Source organism: Gemmatimonadota bacterium, assembly GCA_026702745.1.
GTDB lineage: Bacteria > JAAXHH01 > JAAXHH01 > JAAXHH01 > JAAXHH01 > JAAXHH01.
Map to the genome: position 1 here is coordinate 31,348 of JAPPBT010000050.1, position 20,257 is coordinate 51,604.

The window sequence follows — 20,257 nt, forward strand, 5'->3', positions numbered from 1 at the left end:
ATTCGTCCGGGCGGAAATCCGAAAACGTATCACTGCCATAGATACGCCGTCCCGGGTTCCTGTCAAGGTGATCATGCGACGTGCGACAGAATGTGCTTTGTAATTACCGGCGAGATGCTACATTGCCATACCGTTTCATTCCAGCGACATATACGACCGCGGTGCGACCGGGTCGGTTCCGGCCTTCAGCCTTTAGCCGCGTCCGCAATCTGAGAGGATCACATGGAATACCGGCAACTTGGTCGCTACGGCGTGCGTGTGTCCCCTATCTGTCTCGGTACGGCGTTCCGGGGCTTCTGGGCCGGCCGGACGGACGAGAAAACCTGCATACGCACGATCGAAACGGCGGTGGATCTCGGGATCAATTTCATCGACTGCGCGAACTTCTACTTCGGCGGCCGGTGTGAGGAAGTGCTGGGCAAGGCCCTGGCCGCCATGAAGGACAAGCGGGACAACCTGGTAATCACCAGCAAGGTCTGGAGCGAGATCGGCCCGGGGCCGAACGACAAGGGCACCTCCCGCTATCATATCATGCGGGAGATCGACCGTTCGCTGATCCGCCTGGGACTGGATCATATAGATCTCTATCTCCTGCACCACTTCGATCACGATACGCCCCTGGAAGAGACCCTGGACGCCATGAACGACGTGGTAAGGCAGGGCAAGGCCCGGTATGTCGGCATGTGCAACTACACGGCCGCCCAGGTCGTCGAAGCGCTGTGGGTGGCCGACAGGCGCGGATTCGCGACGCCGGCATGCCTGCAAAACCAGTACAACCTGATCCATCGGTCCGGCGTGGAGACCGAACTGCTCGACCGGTGCCGTCGGCATGGACTGGGGATGATGACCTACAGCCCCATCGCCGTCGGCCTGCTTACGGGCCGGTGCAGGCGGGGCGAGGATCCGCCCGTGGGCTCGGTCTGGGCGAAGGATATCGATCGGTACAAGAAGATCATGACCCCGGCCGTCGATCATCTCGTCGCCACGTTGATCGACGTGGCCGAGGAACTCGACAGGACCCCCGCGCAGGTAGCCTTCGCATGGATCCTGGACCATCCCGAAGTGACGGCCGCCATGACGGGACCGGATCTACCGGAGCACGTGGAAGAGGTTTGCGGCGGGGCGGGTTGGAAGCTGCCCCACGACATGCGAATCAGACTGGACGAGGCTTCCGCCCCAAACCGGCTCGGTCAGGATGCGTAGCGACTACCCTTGACCGTTTCCCGCATCCGCTTCCGCCACATCGGGCATATCGGCCATGCGATCGATCCTGAGCCGCTGGATGCGGGTCGGCTCCACGCGCAGCGCCGTCATCAGGTGGGTGCCGGCACGGACCTGTTCCCCCTGCCTGGGGATGTGCCCGAGCAGTTCGGTCATCACCCCGCCCGTGGTATCCGAAGTCAGTTCGTCGGGAAGTTCCAGGCCGCAGGCGCGGACGACCTGGTCGACGGGGCAACTGGCATCGACCTCGAACCGGTGGGGTCCCGTCCGCACGATGAGCGGCGCCTCGCTGTCGAATTCATCCTGAATCGGGCCTACCAGTTCTTCCAGTACGTTCTCCAGCGTGATCATCCCGGAAACCGTTCCAAACTCGTCCACCAGGACGGCCAGTACGGAATTGCGCCGCTGGAACTCCAGGAGCAGTGCGTCGAGGCGGATGGTCTCGGGCAGGAACAGCGGCTCGCGGGCGATACTTTCCAGGGAGGCGAACTGGTCTTCGTCGTAAAGGCCCTTCATGAGGTCCTTGACGTGAATGATCCCGATGATCTGGTCCAGGTCCTCGTCACACAGCGGGAAGCGCGTGTGTCCTGATTCGGCGACGACGCGCAGTTTCTCTTCGGTGGGGTCGTTCTGGTTCACGAACACGATCTGATTGCGGGGAAGCATGTAGCGCCGGGCCACCTTTTCCTCGAGGTCGAGCACGTTTTCCATGATCCGGCGTTCCCGCCGGGAAACGTGCCCCCCGGCCACCATGCTGACCAGGGCGATACGCAGTTCCGATTCGGTGAACGATTCGCCGTGCGCGTCTATCACCCGGATACCCAGGCACCTGAGCATGAGATTCGCACTTACGTTCAGCAGCCAGATGAAGGGCCTGAACACCCTGTAGAAAACGACGAGGGGAATACCGATGACCAGCGCCACCTGCCGGTACTTCTGCAGGGCGACGAACTTGGGAACGAGCTCGCCGGCCGTGATGAGCAGGAAGGTCATCACGACGAGGGCGAGCGGGATCGCGATGAGATGGGCGGTCGCCGCGGAAAAACCCAGGGACAGCACGAGCGGTTCGAGCAGCGCGGCTACTGTCCGTTCGCTGAACCATCCCAGGCCCAGGCTACCAAGCGTTACCCCCAGCTGGCACGAGGAAAGATAGGTGTCCAGATTCTGCAGTATATTCCGTACGGTCTGCGCAATTCTGCTTCCATCCTGGACCATGACCTCGATTTCGGCCATCCGGATCTTGACCAGGGCGAATTCAGCGGCAACGAAGAAGCCGTTGAACGCGACCAGCAGAAGTACGATTATGAGGTCGTTCATGGTGCCGGGGATTTGCGGAGAGAATCAGTCTTTGTTGGTGGTCGGGTGCGAATGAACCCTCAGCGAACGGGACGACCGAATCTATCGGCGAGGGCTTCGCGCCGGTAGTCGAAAATGGCGTTGAGCTGGTTCTTCACGATCGCCGCATGTACCATACGGCCCAGCACACCAAATGGCAAGGCATAATGGATCAGGTCATTCATTTCCACGCCGCCTTCCACGGAACGCAGCCGGTGTTCGTGGTGCCAGAACCTGTACGGACCCGATCGCTGCTCATCGATAAAGTAGCTAAGTGGTTCTGCCTGAGTAATTTCCGTGACCCAGTTAAAGTATAACATTGAGTAGAGTCCGAGCCGGTACGTGATGATGAGACCCGGGTACATCCGGGCCGGGAGATCCGAAGTCACGGTCAGCCCGACCCCAGGCGGGGTCAGGTCGCGCAGGTGCTCGGGCCGGCACAGGAAATCCCAGGCGACATCCAGGGATACGGGCAGCATCTGTGTGCGCTTCAACCGGTAGACGTGCATGGGAATTCGGCGCTCCAGTCCAGGTTTCCCTTCCCGTCAAGGCGCGGCTGGTCCATGGCGCCGACGGGTGGCCGGCCCATGGCGCCGACGGGCGGCGGGCACGGAACGCAACGCAACCGCACTAACTGGATACTACGGTAATCGTCGTAGCGAGTCAAACCACATTAGCCGGGCGAGGAGGCCGGACGAGGAGGCCGGGCGAGGAGGCCGGACAAAGGAGACCTGGCAGTCAGCCCGGGCGCGGAGGACGTACGGCAGGCCGGGTCGCCAGGCCGTGCGAACAGCCCTTGTGCACCGACTGGGCGTACATGTCGTGTGGTCGTCCCGGCCTTGACACCGTCCGGCCCCGGTTTTAACTTTCGCCACACTATGACCATACTCGTTAGCGGTGGATCCGGGTTGATCGGCCGCCGGCTGATCCCCTGCCTCGAGCAGTGGGGCCATCGCGTCCTTCGCCTGGTCCGGTCCAGGGACCTGGCCGGCGACAGGGCGGTCTACTGGTCCACCTCGGAAGGCGGCTTTGACTGGGACGAATCGGGTTCCATCGACGCCGTCGTCCATCTGGCAGGCGAGTCGATCCTGGGACGTTGGACCGGGGCCAAGAAAGCCCGGATCCGGGAAAGCCGTGTCGACCCCACGCACAACCTGAGCGTGTTTCTCTCCGGGATGGCGTCGCCGCCATCGGTCCTGGTGTGCGCTTCGGCCACCGGTTATTACGGCGACCGCGGCGACGAACCACTCGGGGAAGCGTCGCCGCCGGGAAACGGGTTTCTGCCGGCGGTCAGCAGGCAGTGGGAAGCAGCGACCGAACCGGTCCGGGACGCCGGGATCCGGGTCGTGAACCTGCGCATCGGCATGGTGCTGACCCCGGAGGGAGGCGCGCTGGCCGCCATGCGTACACCCTTCCGCCTGGCCTTGGGTGGAAAGGTCGGAGACGGGCGCCAGTACATGAGCTGGATCACCCGGGACGACCTGGTTGCCGTAATACGTTGCGCCCTGGAATCGGATAGGCTGGCCGGTCCCGTCAACGCGGTTTCTCCCCAACCCGTTACCAATGCAGAGTTTACCCGGACACTGGGCCGGGTGCTGCGCCGTCCGACCCCTTTTACGGTACCCGCCTTCGCCGTCCGCCTGTTGTTCGGCCAGATGGGAAGCGACCTGCTGCTCGCGAGCGCACGCGTTGAACCCGAAAGGCTTCGGGAAGTGGGATTCCAGTACGAGCACGCGGACCTGGAGACTGCGCTGAACGACCTGTTGAGGGCGAAGCCTTCGAGCGCCGCGCACTGAGCAGACCGGACCGAACCTCCACGATGGCGGTGCCTCCCTCGACGGCGGTGCCTCCCTCGACGGCGGTGCCTCCCGCGATGGCGGTGCCTCCCGCGATGGCGGTGCCTCTTGCGACGAAGGTGCCGCACGCCACAAGACACGCCACGGAAGGGCCATGAATAAAGACAGCCGGCAACAACCCGCCCAACATCAACCGGCACCCGCGAGTGCATCACCCGAAAGCGCGGTACCCGCGGGCACAGCGGCTTCCGGCGGGTTCCTGGACGCTATCGAACGGGTTGGAAACCGCCTGCCCGATCCGGCAACGCTCTTCCTGATCGGCGGGCTGTTCATCATCGTCCTCTCCGACATCGCGGCCCGTGGCCAGTGGACCGTGGTCCAGCGCCTGCCGGAACAGGTGGTCCTGCAGGATGGTTCGGCCGGCGTGGAATGGCGCGAAACCGAGAAGACCTTCACGTCCACCAGCCTGCTTACCCGGGACGGCCTCTTCTGGGTCGTGGGCAACATGGTGGAGAACTTCATGCGATTCCCGCCGCTCGGTGTCGTACTGGTCGGGATGCTGGGTATCGGCGTGGCGGAGCGGACCGGCATGATCGGCGCCCTCCTCAAGGCGTTCATGCTGGCGGTTCCGGTCCGGTTGCTGACTCCGGCCATGGTCTTCATCGGCATCATGTCTTCCATGACGCTCGACGCCGGATACGTCATACTTCCACCCCTTGCGGCCGCACTGTACAAGGCGGTCGGCCGGTCGCCGCTGGCCGGCCTTGCCGCCGTATTCGCAGGAGTGTCCGCGGGATTCAACGCCAACCTCTTCGTGACGGGCCTGGATCCGTTGCTGGCCGGCCTTTCCACGGCCGGGGCGCAGACGATCGACGCGGCTTACCAGGTCGCCGCCACGTGCAACTGGTATTTCATGATCGTGTCGACGGTGATCATGACCCTGGCGGGCTGGCTCGTCACGGCCTGGTTCGTCGAGCGGCGACTTTCGAACAAGCCGCCCGAGGAAGGCGGACCGGCACCCGCGTCGTCCACCGGTCCGGAAGAACACGCCCTGACCGCGGTGGAGAAGCGGGGCATGGCCCGTGCATCCCTGGTGTTCCTGGCAGTACTCTCGGCCATCGTGTTCATGATTTTGTGGCCCGGCGCTCCGCTGCACGGCACCGGCAATCTGTTCGACCGGTGGGTGGAAGCCATCGTGCCCCTGTTGCTGTTCTGTTTCATCCTGCCCGGTATCGTTTACGGGATATCGGTAGGCGCCATCAAGAACGACAAGGACGCGGCCCGGATGCTCATCGAAACGATCGCCACCATGGCCCCGATCATCGTCCTGGCCTTCTTCGCCGCCCAGTTCATCGCCTACTTCCAGTATTCGGGACTCGGCCAGATGCTGGCGATGGCAGGCGGCCAGGCCCTCGGCCAGGCCCAGATGCCGGCGTGGATGCTGATGATCGCCTTCATTCTCATCACGATGATGTTCAACCTGCTTATCGGCTCCATGTCCGCCAAGTACGCCCTCTTTGCGCCGATCTTCATTCCCATGTTCATGATGGTGGGCATCAGTCCCGAGTTGACCCAGGCGGCCTACCGGATCGGCGACTCTGTCAGCAACACCATCACGCCCCTGAACCCCTACCTCGTGATCATCCTGGTATTCATGCGCCAGTTCGTGCCCAAGGGGGGCATGGGCACGCTGATCTCCACGATGCTTCCCTATACCGTCGTTTTCGCGGTGATCTGGACGCTGCTTCTCGTGGCCTGGATGGCGATGGGCATTCCCCTCGGCCCGGCGGGCGGACTGGTCTACGTACCCTGATCGGCGGATCGGTCTAGCTGTCTGTTGCTGAAGGCGCGGTCGTGCGACGGCGCAGGAACAGGTAGGCGGGGATGCCCAGGGCGGTCAGCGCGAGGCCCGCGATGGATTCGACGGGCGTCTCGAAGAGCATGTTGGCAAGAATCCCGGCGGAACCGGCGATGAACAGCAGGGGGACGACCGGGTAGCCCCAGGCACGGTAGGGCCTGGGCAGGTCGGGACGTTTCCTTCGAAGTGTGAATACAGCGGCGGCGCCGGCGATCCACAGCATGAGATTGGCGAAGGTGACGAATGTGATCAGGTCTTCGAAGGTGCCGCTGAGGGTGAGCACGCACGCCCAGGCCGCCTGAAACACCACGGCCTGCCCCGGTGTGCGGAACCTGGGATGCACCGATCCAGCACGCCTGAAAAACAAACCGTCTCTCGCCATGGCGAAATAGACGCGGGGTCCTACCAGGACGGTGGCGTTCAGCGCGCCGACGATGGACACGATGACGGCAGCCGACAGCAGTACGGCGCCGGTTTCGCCGAAGAGCACGTTGGCGGCCGCTTCCCCGACCCGGACGACTCCGGCCATTTCCCCCACGGGCAACGCTTTGAGGTAGATGTAGTTCACCAGCAGGTAGACGATGGTGACGGTCGCGGTGCCCATGACGAGAGCCCGCGGCAGGTTCCGTCCGGGCTGCCTGACTTCCCCGGCGACGAAGGTGACCTCCTCCCAGCCCGCAAAGGCCCAGGACACGGCGATCAGGGCGACGCCGAAGGCGACCACCAGCTGACCGAAGTCGATCCCCTGAGCGTTGAAGCTGAAGTCGATCGGCTGGTCGGATCCGGCCCAGAGCCCGAACAGGATGAACAATCCGAGCGCGGCGATCTTGATCACCGAGGAAACGTTGGTGATATACTTGCTGAATGTTACGCCGCGGTAGTTTACCACCGTGAGCAGAAGGACCAGGACGAGTGCGGTGAGGTGCCCGGCGGAAAGCGCATACGGGAACGTCCAGCCGGGCAGGGAGATTTCGGTTTCGAAAAACACGTTGGTCATCCCGAGCGCGGGGATGAAGTAGCCCGCGTACTCGGCAAATCCCACGCCGAGGGCGGCGATGATGCCGGTCAGGTACATGGTGAAGGAGACCCAGCCGAACAGGAATCCGCAGAACGGACCGTAGGCTTCCCGGAGATAGACGTACTGGCCGCCTGCCCGGGGCATGGCGCCACCGAGCTCACCGTAGGCCAGTGCGCCTGCGAGGGCGTGAAGCCCGCCGAACAGCCAGGCCAGGAGAATGAGGGACGCGGAAGGAATGCCCCGGGCCATCAGGCCGGTCGTGAGGAAGATCCCCGAACCGATCACGATGCCGATGATGATCATCGTCGTGTCGAAAAGGCCAAGCTGGCGGACCAGGCCAGACTTTTCTTTTTGATCGCTTGGAATTGCCATATATTGAGGGTAGATGTCGCTCCACCGGACTGGCGTATTCAACAGGTGCGGTGGCAGCCGCATCCGACAGTGCGGTGGCAGCCGGCGCGGTCAAAGGGAAGTTGAAAACGAACGTCCATTTTACCGGGACGGTCCGCCAAAGTCAAGGCGGTACTCGGCGGAAACAGGCGGGACCAGACAGAACCAGGCGGGACCAGACAGGACCAGACAGGAGCAGACAGGTCCGTAATTCCGAAAGGATATCACGCGGTGAACGATTCGGCGCTGGACCTCATCGACTCGATGACCTACCCCATTCACCAGTCCGAATCGGCTGCATACCGTGCGCTGGTCGCCAGGTGCAGGGACGACCTGTCGGCCCGGAGCGCCTGCCTGCTGCCCGGTTTCGTCACGGAGGAGGCGCGGGTTCGCATGGTGGAGGAGGTGGACCGCGCCGCCCCGGACGCGTTTACATGCCGGAAACCTCACAACGTCTACCTGGAAGAACACGACGACGCCTTTCCGTCCGACCACCCGAGGCGGAGGCCCCAAGCCACGGAACTGGATTCGGTTGCCTTCGACCAGTTCCGCCCCACCGACGGCCTGCACCGGCTGTACGTCTGGGATCCGCTCCTTTCCTTTGTCGCCGATGTCCTCGACAAGGAACACTACTACCGGATGGCGGACCCGCTGGCCGCGCTGACCGTAAATGTCATGCATGAGGGACAGAACCATGGCTGGCATTTCGACGAATCCGAGGCAACGACGACCCTGATGCTTCAAGCGCCCGAAGCGGGCGGTGTTTTCGAGTACGCCCCGGACGTACGTCCAGCAGACGGAGACGGCTACGAGACCGTGGACCAGGTGCTTCGCGGCTTTTACCCCGATATTCGCACGCTCGCGGTGGAACCCGGCACGCTCATCCTCTTCGTCGGCTTCCGGTCCATGCACCGGGTGACTTCCGTCGAGGGACCGTTGACCCGGTATGTCGCCGTGTTCTGCTACAAGGACCGGCCCAACGTCCGCAACAGCCGGGAGGTACAGGAGCTATTCTACGGACGTACGGCCTGAGAGAGGCACGATAGAGACCGCTAGAGGAGGTGGACCACCTTTGCACACCGTGATCGTTGGGAACGGCGTAACCGGCGTAACGGCCGCCACGCGGCTCAGGCAGATGCAGCCGGACTGGAAGATCACGCTGGTATCCGGTGAATCGGCCTACCATTACTCCCGCCCCGCCCTCATGTACATCTTCATGGGGCACATGACCTACGAGGCGACGAAACCCTTCGAGGACCGTTTCTGGAGCGACCAGCGCCTGGACCTGGTCAGGGACTGGGTCACCGGCATCGATATCGAGGACAAGCAGCTCGTGCTGCATAAGACGGGACGGCTGCCCTATGACCGGTTGCTGATCGCCACAGGCGCCAAGTCGAACAGGTTCGGCTGGCCGGGGCAGGATCTCGATGGCGTGCAGGGCCTGTACAACCTGAAAGACCTGCGCCAGCTGTACAAGAACGCGGAGCGGACCCGTCAAGCGGTCATCGTCGGCGGCGGGCTGATCGGCATCGAACTGGCCGAGATGCTCCATTCGAGGCACATCCACGTCACCTTTCTCATCCGCGAAGCGTCCTACTGGTGCAACATCCTGCCCATTGAGGAGTCGGGCATGATCAACCGGCTGATCGAGGAGCAGGGCATCGGCCTGATCCGGGAGACCAACCTGAAGGAGATCGTGGACGACGGCTCGGGCAGAGTCGAAGCGGTCGTCACCGAGTTCGACGAACGGATCGACTGCCAGCTCGTCGGCCTGACGCCGGGTGTTTCGCCAAATACGGACCTGGCAAAGTCGACGCCCATCGAAACCGGCCGGGGCGTCCTGGTCGACCATTCCTTCCGGACGAACATCCCCGACATATACGCCGCCGGAGACTGCGCGGAAATCGTCAGCAGGAACGGGGGACGCAACCTGATCCAGCAGGTCTGGTACACGGGCAAGAAGCAGGGTAAGGCCGCCGGTGAAGTGCTGGCCGGGGAGGATATCGCGTACGATCCGGGGATCTGGTTCAATTCAGCCAAGTTCTTCGACCTGGAGTACCAGACCTACGGCATGATCCTTAGCACCCCCCAGCCTGGCGAGCAGCACCTGTACTGGGAACATCCCTCCCACCGCCATGCCGTCCGCGTCGTCGGCGTCGACGGCTGCATCAAGGCCTTCAATTTCATGGGAATACGCGCCCGTCACGAGGTGTGCGAACGCTGGATCGCCGAGCGGCGCACCGTAAAGTACGTCCTGGATCACCTGGAAGAAGCCAACTTCGATCCGGAGTTCTTCGTCCGCCACGAGACGGAAATCGTTCGCTCGTTAAAGGAGCAACTCGTATGAGCACACCGCCCGCTGGAACGACGTTGATCGATCCGGAAACCATCGCGTACTTCTATGACGAAGAGGCCGACGGTTTCGGTGAGCCCGCCACCGCGGCCGAAGCGCCCAGGAACCCGGGCATGATGGTCTCCGCCGGCGTGATCGGGCTCGGTTTCCTCGCACTCGCCGTCATCCTGCTCGGCATGCCCCTCACCGGCGACTGGACGCCCTTCCTGCTCTCCTTCGGCCTGTTGTCGGCCGGCACGATCGGTTATGCCTGGTTCGCCTACAAGGATACTGTGCCCGGCATCAAGCACGACGGCATCATGTTCGGAAACACCACGCACCGTGGCGCGATCGCCTGGGCGCTGGGCATCGCGCTCACCGGGTTCTACGTCGTGCTGTACTGGTGGCCCGAATACCTGGCGCGTGCCATCGCGCTTGTCGAGCCGCTGTCGCAGGCCCTGGCGGGACAACCGGCGAACCAGTGGTTTCTCTACGGGTTTCTCTACACCATGGCCGTGGTGCTATTCGGTTTCCGCATGTTCATGCGGTACCGCCACAACCGCTACCACATCGTCCGGACCATCTCGGTCATGTTCTTTCAACTGGTGCTGGCCTTCGTCCTGCCCCATTTACTCCGCGCCCTGAACGAACCGGAGTTCTATTTCAGTTATTTCTGGCCGCTGAAGTACGACTACCTGTTCCCCGGCACCGTGGATTACCTCGTCAACAGTCCAGGCGCCCTGGGTTCTTTCATGGTGTTCTGGGGCGCAGTCTGCTCCTTCATCGCCACGCCCGTGCTGACCTATTTCTACGGCAAGCGGTGGTACTGCTCCTGGGTATGCGGCTGCGGCGGACTCGCCGAGACCCTCGGCGATCCCTGGCGGCACCTGACGCCCAAGTCGACGGTGTCGTGGAAGATCGAGCGGGCGATCATCTATGCCGTGCTCCTGCTGATCATCCTGACGACGGCCGTGCTCTGGGTGAGCAGCACGTCCGATGGCGCGCTAAGCAGCATTTCCGCCCCACTGCAACGATGGTACGGTTTCTACATCGGTGCCGTCTTCGCGGGCGTCATCGGCGTGGGGTTCTATCCCGTCCTCGGCAACAGGGTCTGGTGCCGCTTCGGGTGTCCGATGGCCGCGGTGCTGGGAATCATCCAGCGCTTTTTCTCCCGGTTCCGCATCACGACCAACGGCGGCCAGTGCATGTCCTGCGGCAACTGCACAACCTATTGCGAAATGGGGATAGACGTGCGGGCCTACGCCGAACGCGGCGAGAACATCGTCCGGTCTTCCTGCGTGGGATGCGGGGTCTGTTCGGCCGTGTGTCCCCGCGGTGTGCTCAAGCTCGAGAACGGCACGTCCCACGGCGACAGGTACCCGGGGTCCGACAATCCGCTGGGTGCTTTTTCCACGGCGATCAGCAAGGGCGCCCGGGTGTACGGCGACCGCGACGGGTACGTCTGAGCCGGAGCCCCTTGCCTCCGTTCGCGTGCCCGGGTCGGACTTCTCACCTGTTTCGGCCGGCGGTTGCCCCCATGCCTCGGCCAACCGGCCCTCACCGGACTATCCCGCAATCCTCGGTCGGAGTCCGCCCGGCCCTCACCTGACCAGGAAGATCACCACCGCGACCGTGACGATGCTGCAGACGGTGGACAGGAACACGGCGTTGGCCGCAAAATCCTCCCTGCTGCCGAATTCCATGGCGATCAGCACGGTGTTGATCGCGGTGGGATAGCTGGTGGACACCACCAGGATCGGGGCGATCCGGGGATCGATGTCCAACAGAAGCACGAGTCCGTAGCCTATCAAGGGGGAAATCACCAGGCGGCATACCAGGGAGGCCAGGCTGGCCTGCCACGCGTGCGTGATGCGGGTCCGGGCCAGCTGCATGCCCAGGGTAACCAGGGCCATGGGAACGAGCGCTTCGGCCAGGTACTCGATGGGAAGCCAGACGAAACCGGGGAGTTGCAGGCCGAAGTTCCGGATGGCAAAGGCCAGGATCAGCGCGTATACGAAGGGCATTTTGAAGGACTGCAGGAACGCCCTCCTGGCCGAAATGCGGCCGACCGAGACGAAGAACAGTCCAAGGGTGAACACGAGAAAGTTCTGGACGGCCAGGACGATGGACTGCACGGCCAGGCCCAGGGTGGGGAAGGCCAGTTCGCTGGCCGGAAAGCCGTAGTTTCCGCTGTTGTAGTACATGACCGAAAGACTGAAGGCCTGCTTCATTTCCTTCCGGTACCGCATGATCAGGGAACCGGCCAGGCTCAGGATATAGAGGGCGACCAGCATGAGCAGGCAGAACACGCTGGTGTCCCAGACGAAATCGGCGGAGAGTTCGGACTGGGTCAGGGATACGACGAGGGTCGCGGGCATGACCAGGTACAGCAGGACCCGCGTCAGGGCCTGCATATCGAAATGCCATTTCTTCTGAAACAGGTAGCCGAGGGAGATGAGGACGAAAATCGGGGCGATGATGTCGAACAGGATGTTCAGGAAGGGCATCGCATCGCCGGGATTGGAATCGGTTGGACTCGCGTGGGTGCGTTGTTCGGCGGTCAGCCGCCGAAGGGATCGAAGCGGCCGTCCACCGCCGTCCACCCGCCGTCGACGAACATGACGGAACCGGTGGTATAGGAACTGGCGTCCGAAGCCAGGTAGAGGACGGCCCCGGCGATTTCATCCGGCCTGGCCCATCGCCGGAGCATCGTCTTGTCGGCATACGCGCCGTACCAATCCGGGTGCTGCTTGATCTGGGCGGTCAGCGGCGTGTCCACCACACCCGGGGCTATGGCGTTGGCCCGCACGCCCCGGTCGGCGAGTTCGGCCGCCAGCGCACGGATCATGAGCACCACGCCGGACTTCGTCGCGGCGTAGACGCCCTGGCCGGGCTCTACGACCTGTGACCGGATACTCGAGAAGACGATGATACTGCCCCCGCTGTTGTCGGCCATGGACCGGGCGACTTCGCGCACCAGGCGGAAGGTGCCTTTCAGGTTGAGATCGACGACCTGGTCGTACTCCTCGTCGGTGTACTCGAGGAGCGGTTTGCGAATGTTTACGCCGGGTGTGCTGACGAGGACGTCCGGGGGAGGAATCCGGTCTAGCACACGCTGTATTTGGCTGGTATCGCGCATGTCCAGCACTGCCGCATCGGCCGAGCCGCCGTCCTTGCGTATCTCTCCCTGGACGGATTCCGCGGCCTCCTGCCGTACATCCGCGCAGACTACGTGCGCGCCGAACTGGGCCAGGCACCGGGCCGAACTCCGGCCGATGCCGCTTCCGCCGCCGACGACCAGCGCGCTGCGGCCGGTCAAATCGAAGAGGCTTCTGTAGTCGGTCATACCGTGGTCCGGGATGTCGGTGTTTACGTCCTTGTGCGGGTAATACCATGCCCGATTTTCGTCCACGCGCCCGTCAATCCAGTTGGTTGCATTGGCTTTATCCGGCCGGCCCACTATCTTAGGACGAGGGCTTGCCCCTGTCAAGGTGTTCGGCCCCGGACCGGACGGGCGTATTCGAGCAAGGACGGACATATCCGGGTTCTGGGCAGACCAGGCCCGGACAGGCGAATCCGGCGCCCGGGATGGGTTGCGTCGTGCGGGTGGCAGCGCGGTGGATTACGCCGGGAGGGTGTAAATGACGGGTAAAACGCTTATCGTCGCGAATCCCACATCGGGCAATGGACGCGGCATGAGGTACGCGGAGCGGGTGCGGGACCTTTTAAATGAGAACCATGGGGCCGTCGAGATCCGTCCTACCTCGGCCCGGGGCGAGGCGGAATCATTCGCGGCGGAAGCGGTGCACGCGGGATATGCCTGCGTCGCCGCCTGCGGGGGCGACGGAACTGTTCACGAGGTGGTGAACGCTTTGGCCGGGACGGACGTCGCCCTCGGCATCCTGCCCTGCGGACGCGGCAACGATTTCGCCCGGGCGATGGGGATACCGTCCGCGCCCGAGAAGGCCGCAGCCCTCCTGCTGCAGGGTCATGTCCGTCCCTTCGACCTGGGCAAGGTGAACGACCGGTACTTCGGGACGGTGGTGACGCTGGGATTCGATTCGGAGGTGGCAAGGCTGGTATACGAAGGGCAGGTCCCGTTCAAGGGCACGGCGGCCTACCTGTGGGGCCTGGCGCGCATGCTGCGGGTCTATCGGGGCGTGGCGCTGCGCATGACCGGGGACTTCGGCACCATCGACCAGACAGTCCTGCTCGCGGCCACCGGGAACACCAGCACCTACGGCGGCGGGATCAGGATCGCGCCGAACGCCAACCCGGCGGACGGGGCCCTCGACATCTGCCTCGTGCGCATGATGAGCGCGAGCCGTATCCTGCGCGTGTTTCCCCGGGTCTACTGGGGCGGGCACCTGACCCACCCCGGCATCTTCTCCTATAGGACGGCCAGGCTGAGCATGGAAACGGAGCGGCCGGTCGTAATGTTCGCCGACGGCGAGCCCGTGGGCGAGACGCCGGCGGAGATCATCGCGGTGCCCGGCGCGTTGCGGGTCGCCTGTCCGGATCCCGCGGCCTGAACCGTATTCGGAATCCCTCTTCGCTACTCCCTGGACTTGTATAGCCGGGAATACATGAGGGCGCCCACGATACCGTCGTAATCCCTGGAATAGCCCTTGAGGTTGGACTTGCGGAGCTGAAGCGTCAGGGGATGGAAGACGAAGGCGGCGGCATAGTCCCTCACGAGTATCTCCTCCGCCTGCCTGTAGAGGTCCGTTCGCATGACCGGGTCCAGTTCGGCCCCGGCGCTCTCGACCAGCGCGTCGAATTCGGGCTGCGCCCAGTCGTGCCGTCCCGCGCCTTTCGGCTGAGAGTGCCACGTCATGTCGAGCATGTTGCGCGGATCCATGTAGTCGGCGACGAACCGCAGAAAGCCGAAGTCCATTTCCCAGTTGTACAGCTTGCTCATGTAGGCCGTCCTGTCGAGCGTGCGAACGGTGACATCCACCCCCAGGTGTTCCAGCAGCATGCTCTGAATGGCCTCGCCGGCCATCTTCATGGATGGCGTCGGCGCGCGCAGCCACATTTCCTGTCTCGGAAACCCCCTGCCGTTCGGATAGCCTGCCTCCCTCATCAGCGTCTTCGCGCGAGCCGGATCGAAGTCCTGATAGGGTCTCATCGCGTCGCCGTTGTATTCCTTGAAATCGGGCGGCATCATGGAATAGGCCGGCGCCGCCGCGCCCCTGAGGACGACCCTGCAAATCGCGTCCCGGTCCAGCGCCCTGGCGAAGGCTTCTCTCACGCGGATGTCGTTGAACGGCGGTCCCGCCACCTTGAAGAACAGGTACCAGGTCGTTCTTCCCGGGGTCTTCACGAGTTCCCGGCTGAGTACGGGATGCCGTTCGATCCGGTCCATGTCGTTGATATCGACGGTCTCCACGTCCACCTCGTTGTTCTCATAGGCCAGGACGGTCTGTGCCGCCGCATAGCGGAATGGATGGATGACCTTTTCCAGCAGGGGCTTGTGGGGGCCGTTGTACATGGGATCGGGGACGAAGGTCATGTGGCTCCCTGTTGCCCATTCGGCCATCCTGAAACCGGAGTTCGACACGATGCGGTCGACCTCGGTCCATTTTCGGCCGTGTTTTTCCACGGCCCAGCGCGGCGCGGGGTAGGCCAGTCCGAAGGACACCACGTGGGGGAAGTGGGGTGCGCTGTGCTCCATGTCCACCTGGAGCGTGAGATCGTCGACGGCGCGGACCCCGAGCCGGGTCAGGTCGGTGATCTCACCGAGACTGATGGCCTTCGCGTTCCTGATATCGTAGTAGAAGAAAGCGTAGGGATTGGCGTTGGCCGGATCGAGCATGCGCCTGAAAGCGAAAACGAAGTCGTGGGCCGTTACGGGCCTGCCGTCGCTCCACCGGGCGCCGGGCCGGAGGTGGAACGTCCATTCCATGGCGTCGTCGGAGACGTCGTAGTGGGTGGCGGCGCCTGGTATGGGTTGCCACAACTCGTCCCTGATAAGCAGGGTTTCGAAGGGCAGGAGCGTGGATTCACCGTCGTACAGATTGATCTGGATGTCGAGGCTGCGCGGTTCCGGGCTCATTACCCGGAAAACCTGCTGGTCGGGCGCCGCCGCGTCAGCTGGCAGCGCGACACCGACGGAATTCGTGTACTGGCCATGGGAGATTCCGGCTGGCAGCAGGACGGCCGCGGCCGGCAGCAGGAAGGCCGCGGTCGGCAGCAGGACGGAAAGTACCTTGTGCATGGAGGTTCCGGGGTAAGGTGTATTTGAATCGTCTCTACTGTCAATGCGTGGTCAATATAGACCCGCCGTCGAAGGCTGGTCAAGAGATTGTCCGTCGTCCTGTATTTGCTTGACATCCTCCATCCCTGCGCCTACTTGATTACACGGCGTTTCCGTCAAGATCGGTGTTCAGTCCCGGGTCATGCTCATGCTGTCCGAAAGTACCTTTACCTTCGACCGCGTAGTCCGCATCGCCATCGCCGTGGGCGTGATCTGGCTGTTGATCACCCTGATCGCCTACCTGAGCGATGTGCTCATCCCCTTCGCCGTCGCACTGCTGCTCGCCTATCTGATCAATCCCCTGACTTCCTGGCTGCAACGGAAACTGCCCTTCAAGCACCGAATCATCTCTGTACTGCTGAGCCTGACGATCATTCTCGCGGCCGTGATCCTGTTCCTTTCCGTTCTGATCCCGATGGTCGTGTCCGAAGTCGCACAGATGCAGCGGCTGCTCTCCGGGCTGGTGGACGCGGACCAGTGGCAGGCGAGACTTCAGGACTATGTGCCCGAGGAAATCAGGATGTACATCGCGGACCTGGTCCGCTTCGAAGAACTGGTCCAACTGCTGAACTTCGAGAACATCCGGCTGTTCTTTCAACAGGTCCTGCCCGGCATATGGGGCGTATTCTCAGGCACCATCAGCTTCGTCATCGGTCTTGCGGTCATCATCGTCATCCTGCTCTACCTGGTGTTCATCCTGCTGGACTTCGACGAGATCTCCGAAGGCTGGAAGGACCTGATCCCCGATCAGTACCGGAAGGTCGTCCTCGACGTCGTATCGGACTTTACCAGGGCCATGCGGGTGTATTTCCGCGCCCAGGCCCTCATCGCCTTCATCGTCGGCCTGCTCTTCGCGCTGGGCTTCTGGCTGATCGGCCTGCCCATGGGCATATTGCTGGGCCTTTTCATCGGGCTGCTCAACATGGTGCCCTACCTGCAGGTCGTGGGCCTCATCCCGGCGGTGCTGTTCGCGATTGTCGGGGCCCTGGGCGCCGGCGAAAGCATCTGGGTCATGCTCATCCTCGTCCTGACCGTGTTCGCCGTCGTACAGGTCATCCAGGACGCCATCCTGGTGCCCAGGATCATGGGCAGGGCGACCGGGTTCAATCCGGCCGTGATCCTCCTTTCCCTGTCCATCTGGGGAAAACTGCTGGGTATCCTCGGGTTGCTGATCGCGCTGCCGGTGACTTTCCTGGCCCACTCGTACTACAAGCGGTTCCTGAAAGGATCTCAACCGGTGGAGGAGCAGTAAATGGACAGGATCTCCTGGGACGAGTATTTCCTGCGCATCGCCTATGCCGTTTCGGCGCGATCGAACTGCATACGCCGGCACATCGGCGCTGTGATCGTGAACGACAAGATCATCACCAGCACGGGCTACAACGGCACTCCCATGGGCATTCCCAACTGCTTCGACGGCGGATGCAGGCGGTGCAACTCGGACGGACCGTCCGGGGCGAACCTCGACGAATGCATCTGTATACACGCCGAAGAAAACGCCATCGTCTTCGCCGCGCGCCACGGGTCATCCACGAGCGGCGCCACGCTCTACACGACCAACAAGCCCTGCCTGGGCTGCCTGAAAAAGTCCATCCAGGCGGGGATCCGCCGGGTGGTCTATGCGGAGGAGTACGCCTACACGAAGTCCGTCGCAGAGGTGTATGAGTGGCTGGTGGGAGAATCCGGTATCAAAATGGTCGAATTGAAGTTGGACCAGCATCCGGAGACCGTCGTGCATACGGTCTGACAACCCCGTGAGCCGAGGGATATTCTGCTTGACGCGCAGCCGGCCATTCCGGAAATTACGCGGCGAATCAACAAGGACCATTGAACGTGCGAACCGGGTGACGTTTTGCATACCACCGAACGCATTACGCAGTCGGACTTCGTCTATCGCCGGAGGAAGGACACGGAAACGAAGGTCCTGTCCTTTTCCGAAGCGTATCCCGATTACCATCCTCAGGATCGCGTGGGACTGGTCTCACCCCGGTTGGAAGACGGCGTGTTCGGGTTGGCCGGCGCCGTCCTCGGCCTGGCGACCGGGTTCTACGACTGCCTCCGCTCGAAAGGGGGCGAGTTCTTTAATTATCCCCAGCATCACGCGTTTATCGGGGGACGGAATGGGCGCGTGCACACGCGAAGCGGTGACCAGGACCTTACCATCCCGGAGTTGGGAAGTGCCTGGGGATGGCTCGACGTCTGGCCGGAGACCAACTGGCATCTCTGTCCGGCGACGCCGGCCGGCATGCTCGAGGCGGCCTTCCGCCTCCAGGTCAACCGTCTTTTCTGGCCGTCTACATTCATGCCCGGAACCGTGGATAAACCGCTTTCGCATTATGCGTACAGACTGCTGCGCGGAAGGCTTAAATCCGTCTGGTATTACGACTGCGAGGCTGGGAACCTGGAAGTCCGGGCATCGGGGGCCGCCGCGGACGTCATCCGGGAAAGCCTGGAACGTCTGCCCGGTCGAACCCAGGAGCCGGATCACGAACTAAACGCAACCTCCCGGCCGGGGTTTGATAGCCGGTTCAATCCCGTGGAACCTGAAGCGTTTCTTGAAGATATGTCGGTCTGCTTTACTGATGGATGAACTGAAAGAATCCATGCCATAATGGAGCCATGCCAAAAAGGAGCAGTGAATCATGGTGGACAGATCCTACCTTTTCGACGATGACGCCATGCGCGACTTCATCGTGAACGGCTATCACGTAATCAATGTGGACAAGCCGGTCGCGTTGCACGATGACATCTACGAGAAAACGAAGGCAATCATCGACGAAGACGGGAATCCGGGGAACAACCTGCTGCCTCGCGTGCCCGAGATCCAGCAGGTCTACGACGATCCCAAGGTGCAGGGCGCGCTGACGAGCCTGCTCGGACCGGACTACGTGATGCACGCCCACCGCCACCCGCACGTGAACCCGCCGAACAGCCGGGGAGGCGCCTGGCACAAGGACAGCTACTGGGGTTACACCAAGGTGCGGGACCACCATCCGCGCTGGATCATGGCCATGTACTATCCCCAGGACACCCCGGTGGAAATCGGTCCGACGGGGGTGATCCCGGGAAGCCACTATATCGAGTCCCGCGAGGAGACCGTCGGCGGGAATGGGTCCGTTCCCGACGGGTTCCCCGCGAGCGGCAAGGCAGGCACCGTTACCATCATTCACTTCGACCTCTGGCACCGGGCGTATCCGAACCAGACGGACAAGGTCCGGTACATGATGAAGTTCCAGTTTACGCGGATGTCGGAGCCCGATCGCCCCGGGTGGGACCGGCAGCGCGAAGATATCGACCTCGGCGATCTGTCGGAAGATCCCCGGAGCGCCATGTGGCGGAACATGTGGCACTGGCTCGCCGGAAACGGGTCGGCCGGGACCCGGCAGGAAGGCGGGGAGGACGTCGAGTCGCTCGCCGGCGACCTGACCCACGAACTCGAGCAGAAGCGCCTGCACGCGGCCTATACCCTGGCGGAGTGCGGGGAGGCTGCCTTGCCCCACCTGATGGAAGCGCTCCAGCATGAACGGGACGAGGTCCGACGGGAAGCGTGCTATGGGCTCGGCGCGCTGGGTGCCGCGGCCGTCGAACCGCTGGTCTCCCTGCTCGGGCATGGGAACGAGCGGATCCGGGGCTATGCGGTCTACGCCCTTGGAGACATCCGGCACGGCAACCCGTCGGTAGCGGCGCGCCTGGCGGGTCTGTCTGACGACCCGTCACCCTTTGTCCGCCAGAACCTGGCCGATGCCCTCGGCCAGATGAAGCTGGCCGCGGATTCGGCCGTTCCCGCGCTGATTGGCATGATGAAGGACGAGGATGAGCAGGTGCGCTCCAGGAGCGCCTACGCGCTGGCCCGGTTCGGGGACGATGCCCAGGTGGCCATTCCACAACTCGCGGACGCGTGTTACGATGAAAACAGGTACGTGCAGGGCCAGGCCGCCATCGCCCTCGAACAGATCGGTACGCCGGAAGCCCTGCGCACGCTGCTGCACTGGTTGCAGGCCTCGCGGTGGTGTCCCCTGACGACGGCGAAGAGTACGTACTAGCAGCC

General features: G+C 63.0%; 17 protein-coding genes. 11 read left to right on the forward strand and 6 right to left on the reverse strand.

Annotation, left to right across the window (positions count from 1 at the left end):
- Positions 1 to 222 precede the first annotated feature (222 nt).
- Positions 223 to 1,203: an aldo/keto reductase gene (locus OXH56_07615; GenBank protein MCY3555173.1), complete on the forward strand. Its 981-nt coding sequence runs from the start codon at positions 223 to 225 to the stop codon at positions 1,201 to 1,203.
- A gap of 3 nt (positions 1,204 to 1,206) precedes the next feature.
- On the opposite strand, the gene OXH56_07620 is transcribed toward OXH56_07615, so the two are convergent.
- Complete coding sequence (locus tag OXH56_07620; GenBank protein ID MCY3555174.1) at positions 1,207 to 2,538, reverse strand: hemolysin family protein; 1,332 nt, start codon at positions 2,536 to 2,538, stop codon at positions 1,207 to 1,209.
- 59 nt (positions 2,539 to 2,597) lie between these two features.
- The gene (locus OXH56_07625; GenBank protein MCY3555175.1) at positions 2,598 to 3,065 is read right to left on the reverse strand and encodes an SRPBCC family protein; all 468 of its coding nucleotides are present in this window, start codon (positions 3,063 to 3,065) and stop codon (positions 2,598 to 2,600) included.
- A gap of 369 nt (positions 3,066 to 3,434) precedes the next feature.
- Here OXH56_07625 and OXH56_07630 point away from each other — a divergent pair, with 369 nt between their 5' ends.
- Both OXH56_07630 and OXH56_07635 read left to right on the forward strand, forming a co-directional pair.
- The gene (locus OXH56_07630; protein ID MCY3555176.1) at positions 3,435 to 4,352 is read left to right on the forward strand and encodes a TIGR01777 family oxidoreductase; all 918 of its coding nucleotides are present in this window, start codon (positions 3,435 to 3,437) and stop codon (positions 4,350 to 4,352) included.
- A 154-nt stretch (positions 4,353 to 4,506) separates the two neighbouring features.
- Positions 4,507 to 6,165 carry an AbgT family transporter gene (locus tag OXH56_07635; GenBank protein MCY3555177.1) on the forward strand — a complete coding sequence of 553 codons (1,659 nt, stop codon included), beginning with the start codon at positions 4,507 to 4,509 and terminating at the stop codon, positions 6,163 to 6,165.
- Positions 6,166 to 6,178: 13 nt separating this feature from the next.
- On the opposite strand, the gene OXH56_07640 is transcribed toward OXH56_07635, so the two are convergent.
- The gene (locus OXH56_07640; protein ID MCY3555178.1) at positions 6,179 to 7,600 is read right to left on the reverse strand and encodes an amino acid permease; all 1,422 of its coding nucleotides are present in this window, start codon (positions 7,598 to 7,600) and stop codon (positions 6,179 to 6,181) included.
- A gap of 249 nt (positions 7,601 to 7,849) precedes the next feature.
- Here OXH56_07640 and OXH56_07645 point away from each other — a divergent pair, with 249 nt between their 5' ends.
- The 3 genes from OXH56_07645 to OXH56_07655 are packed head-to-tail and all read left to right on the forward strand — an operon-like array spanning position 7,850 to position 11,416.
- Complete coding sequence (locus OXH56_07645) at positions 7,850 to 8,650, forward strand: hypothetical protein (protein ID MCY3555179.1); 801 nt, start codon at positions 7,850 to 7,852, stop codon at positions 8,648 to 8,650.
- Positions 8,651 to 8,699: 49 nt separating this feature from the next.
- Positions 8,700 to 9,965, forward strand: a complete 1,266-nt coding sequence (locus OXH56_07650; protein ID MCY3555180.1) for an FAD/NAD(P)-binding oxidoreductase — start codon at positions 8,700 to 8,702, stop codon at positions 9,963 to 9,965.
- A complete protein-coding gene (locus OXH56_07655) occupies positions 9,962 to 11,416 on the forward strand; it encodes a 4Fe-4S binding protein (GenBank protein MCY3555181.1) in 1,455 nt (484 codons plus the stop codon). Before OXH56_07650 ends, OXH56_07655 begins: the two co-directional genes overlap by 4 nt.
- 135 nt (positions 11,417 to 11,551) lie before the next feature.
- Here OXH56_07655 and OXH56_07660 read toward each other — a convergent pair whose 3' ends face one another.
- On the reverse strand, positions 11,552 to 12,457 hold the full coding sequence (locus OXH56_07660; GenBank protein MCY3555182.1) for an AEC family transporter: 906 nt from the start codon (positions 12,455 to 12,457) through the stop codon (positions 11,552 to 11,554).
- 53 nt (positions 12,458 to 12,510) lie between these two features.
- Positions 12,511 to 13,296, reverse strand: coding sequence for an SDR family NAD(P)-dependent oxidoreductase (locus OXH56_07665; protein MCY3555183.1), 786 nt, complete (start codon positions 13,294 to 13,296; stop codon positions 12,511 to 12,513).
- 295 nt (positions 13,297 to 13,591) lie between these two features.
- On the opposite strand from OXH56_07665, the gene OXH56_07670 reads away from it, so the two are divergent.
- Positions 13,592 to 14,482, forward strand: coding sequence for a diacylglycerol kinase family lipid kinase (locus tag OXH56_07670; protein ID MCY3555184.1), 891 nt, complete (start codon positions 13,592 to 13,594; stop codon positions 14,480 to 14,482).
- A 23-nt stretch (positions 14,483 to 14,505) separates the two neighbouring features.
- Here the strand turns inward: OXH56_07670 and OXH56_07675 are convergent, their stop codons facing one another.
- Positions 14,506 to 16,170, reverse strand: coding sequence for a peptide ABC transporter substrate-binding protein (locus OXH56_07675; protein MCY3555185.1), 1,665 nt, complete (start codon positions 16,168 to 16,170; stop codon positions 14,506 to 14,508).
- A gap of 187 nt (positions 16,171 to 16,357) precedes the next feature.
- Between OXH56_07675 and OXH56_07680 the strand changes: the two genes are divergently transcribed.
- The 4 genes from OXH56_07680 (at position 16,358) to OXH56_07695 (ending at position 20,252) form a co-directional block, all read left to right on the forward strand.
- Entirely contained in the window at positions 16,358 to 17,461 is a 1,104-nt protein-coding gene (locus OXH56_07680; GenBank protein ID MCY3555186.1) for an AI-2E family transporter, read from the forward strand.
- Positions 17,462 to 17,956, forward strand: coding sequence for a dCMP deaminase family protein (locus tag OXH56_07685; GenBank protein MCY3555187.1), 495 nt, complete (start codon positions 17,462 to 17,464; stop codon positions 17,954 to 17,956).
- Between the two features lie 105 nt (positions 17,957 to 18,061).
- On the forward strand, positions 18,062 to 18,799 hold the full coding sequence (locus OXH56_07690) for a hypothetical protein (GenBank protein MCY3555188.1): 738 nt from the start codon (positions 18,062 to 18,064) through the stop codon (positions 18,797 to 18,799).
- A 52-nt stretch (positions 18,800 to 18,851) separates the two neighbouring features.
- Positions 18,852 to 20,252, forward strand: a complete 1,401-nt coding sequence (locus OXH56_07695; GenBank protein ID MCY3555189.1) for a HEAT repeat domain-containing protein — start codon at positions 18,852 to 18,854, stop codon at positions 20,250 to 20,252.
- The last annotated feature ends 5 nt before the right edge of the window (positions 20,253 to 20,257 follow it).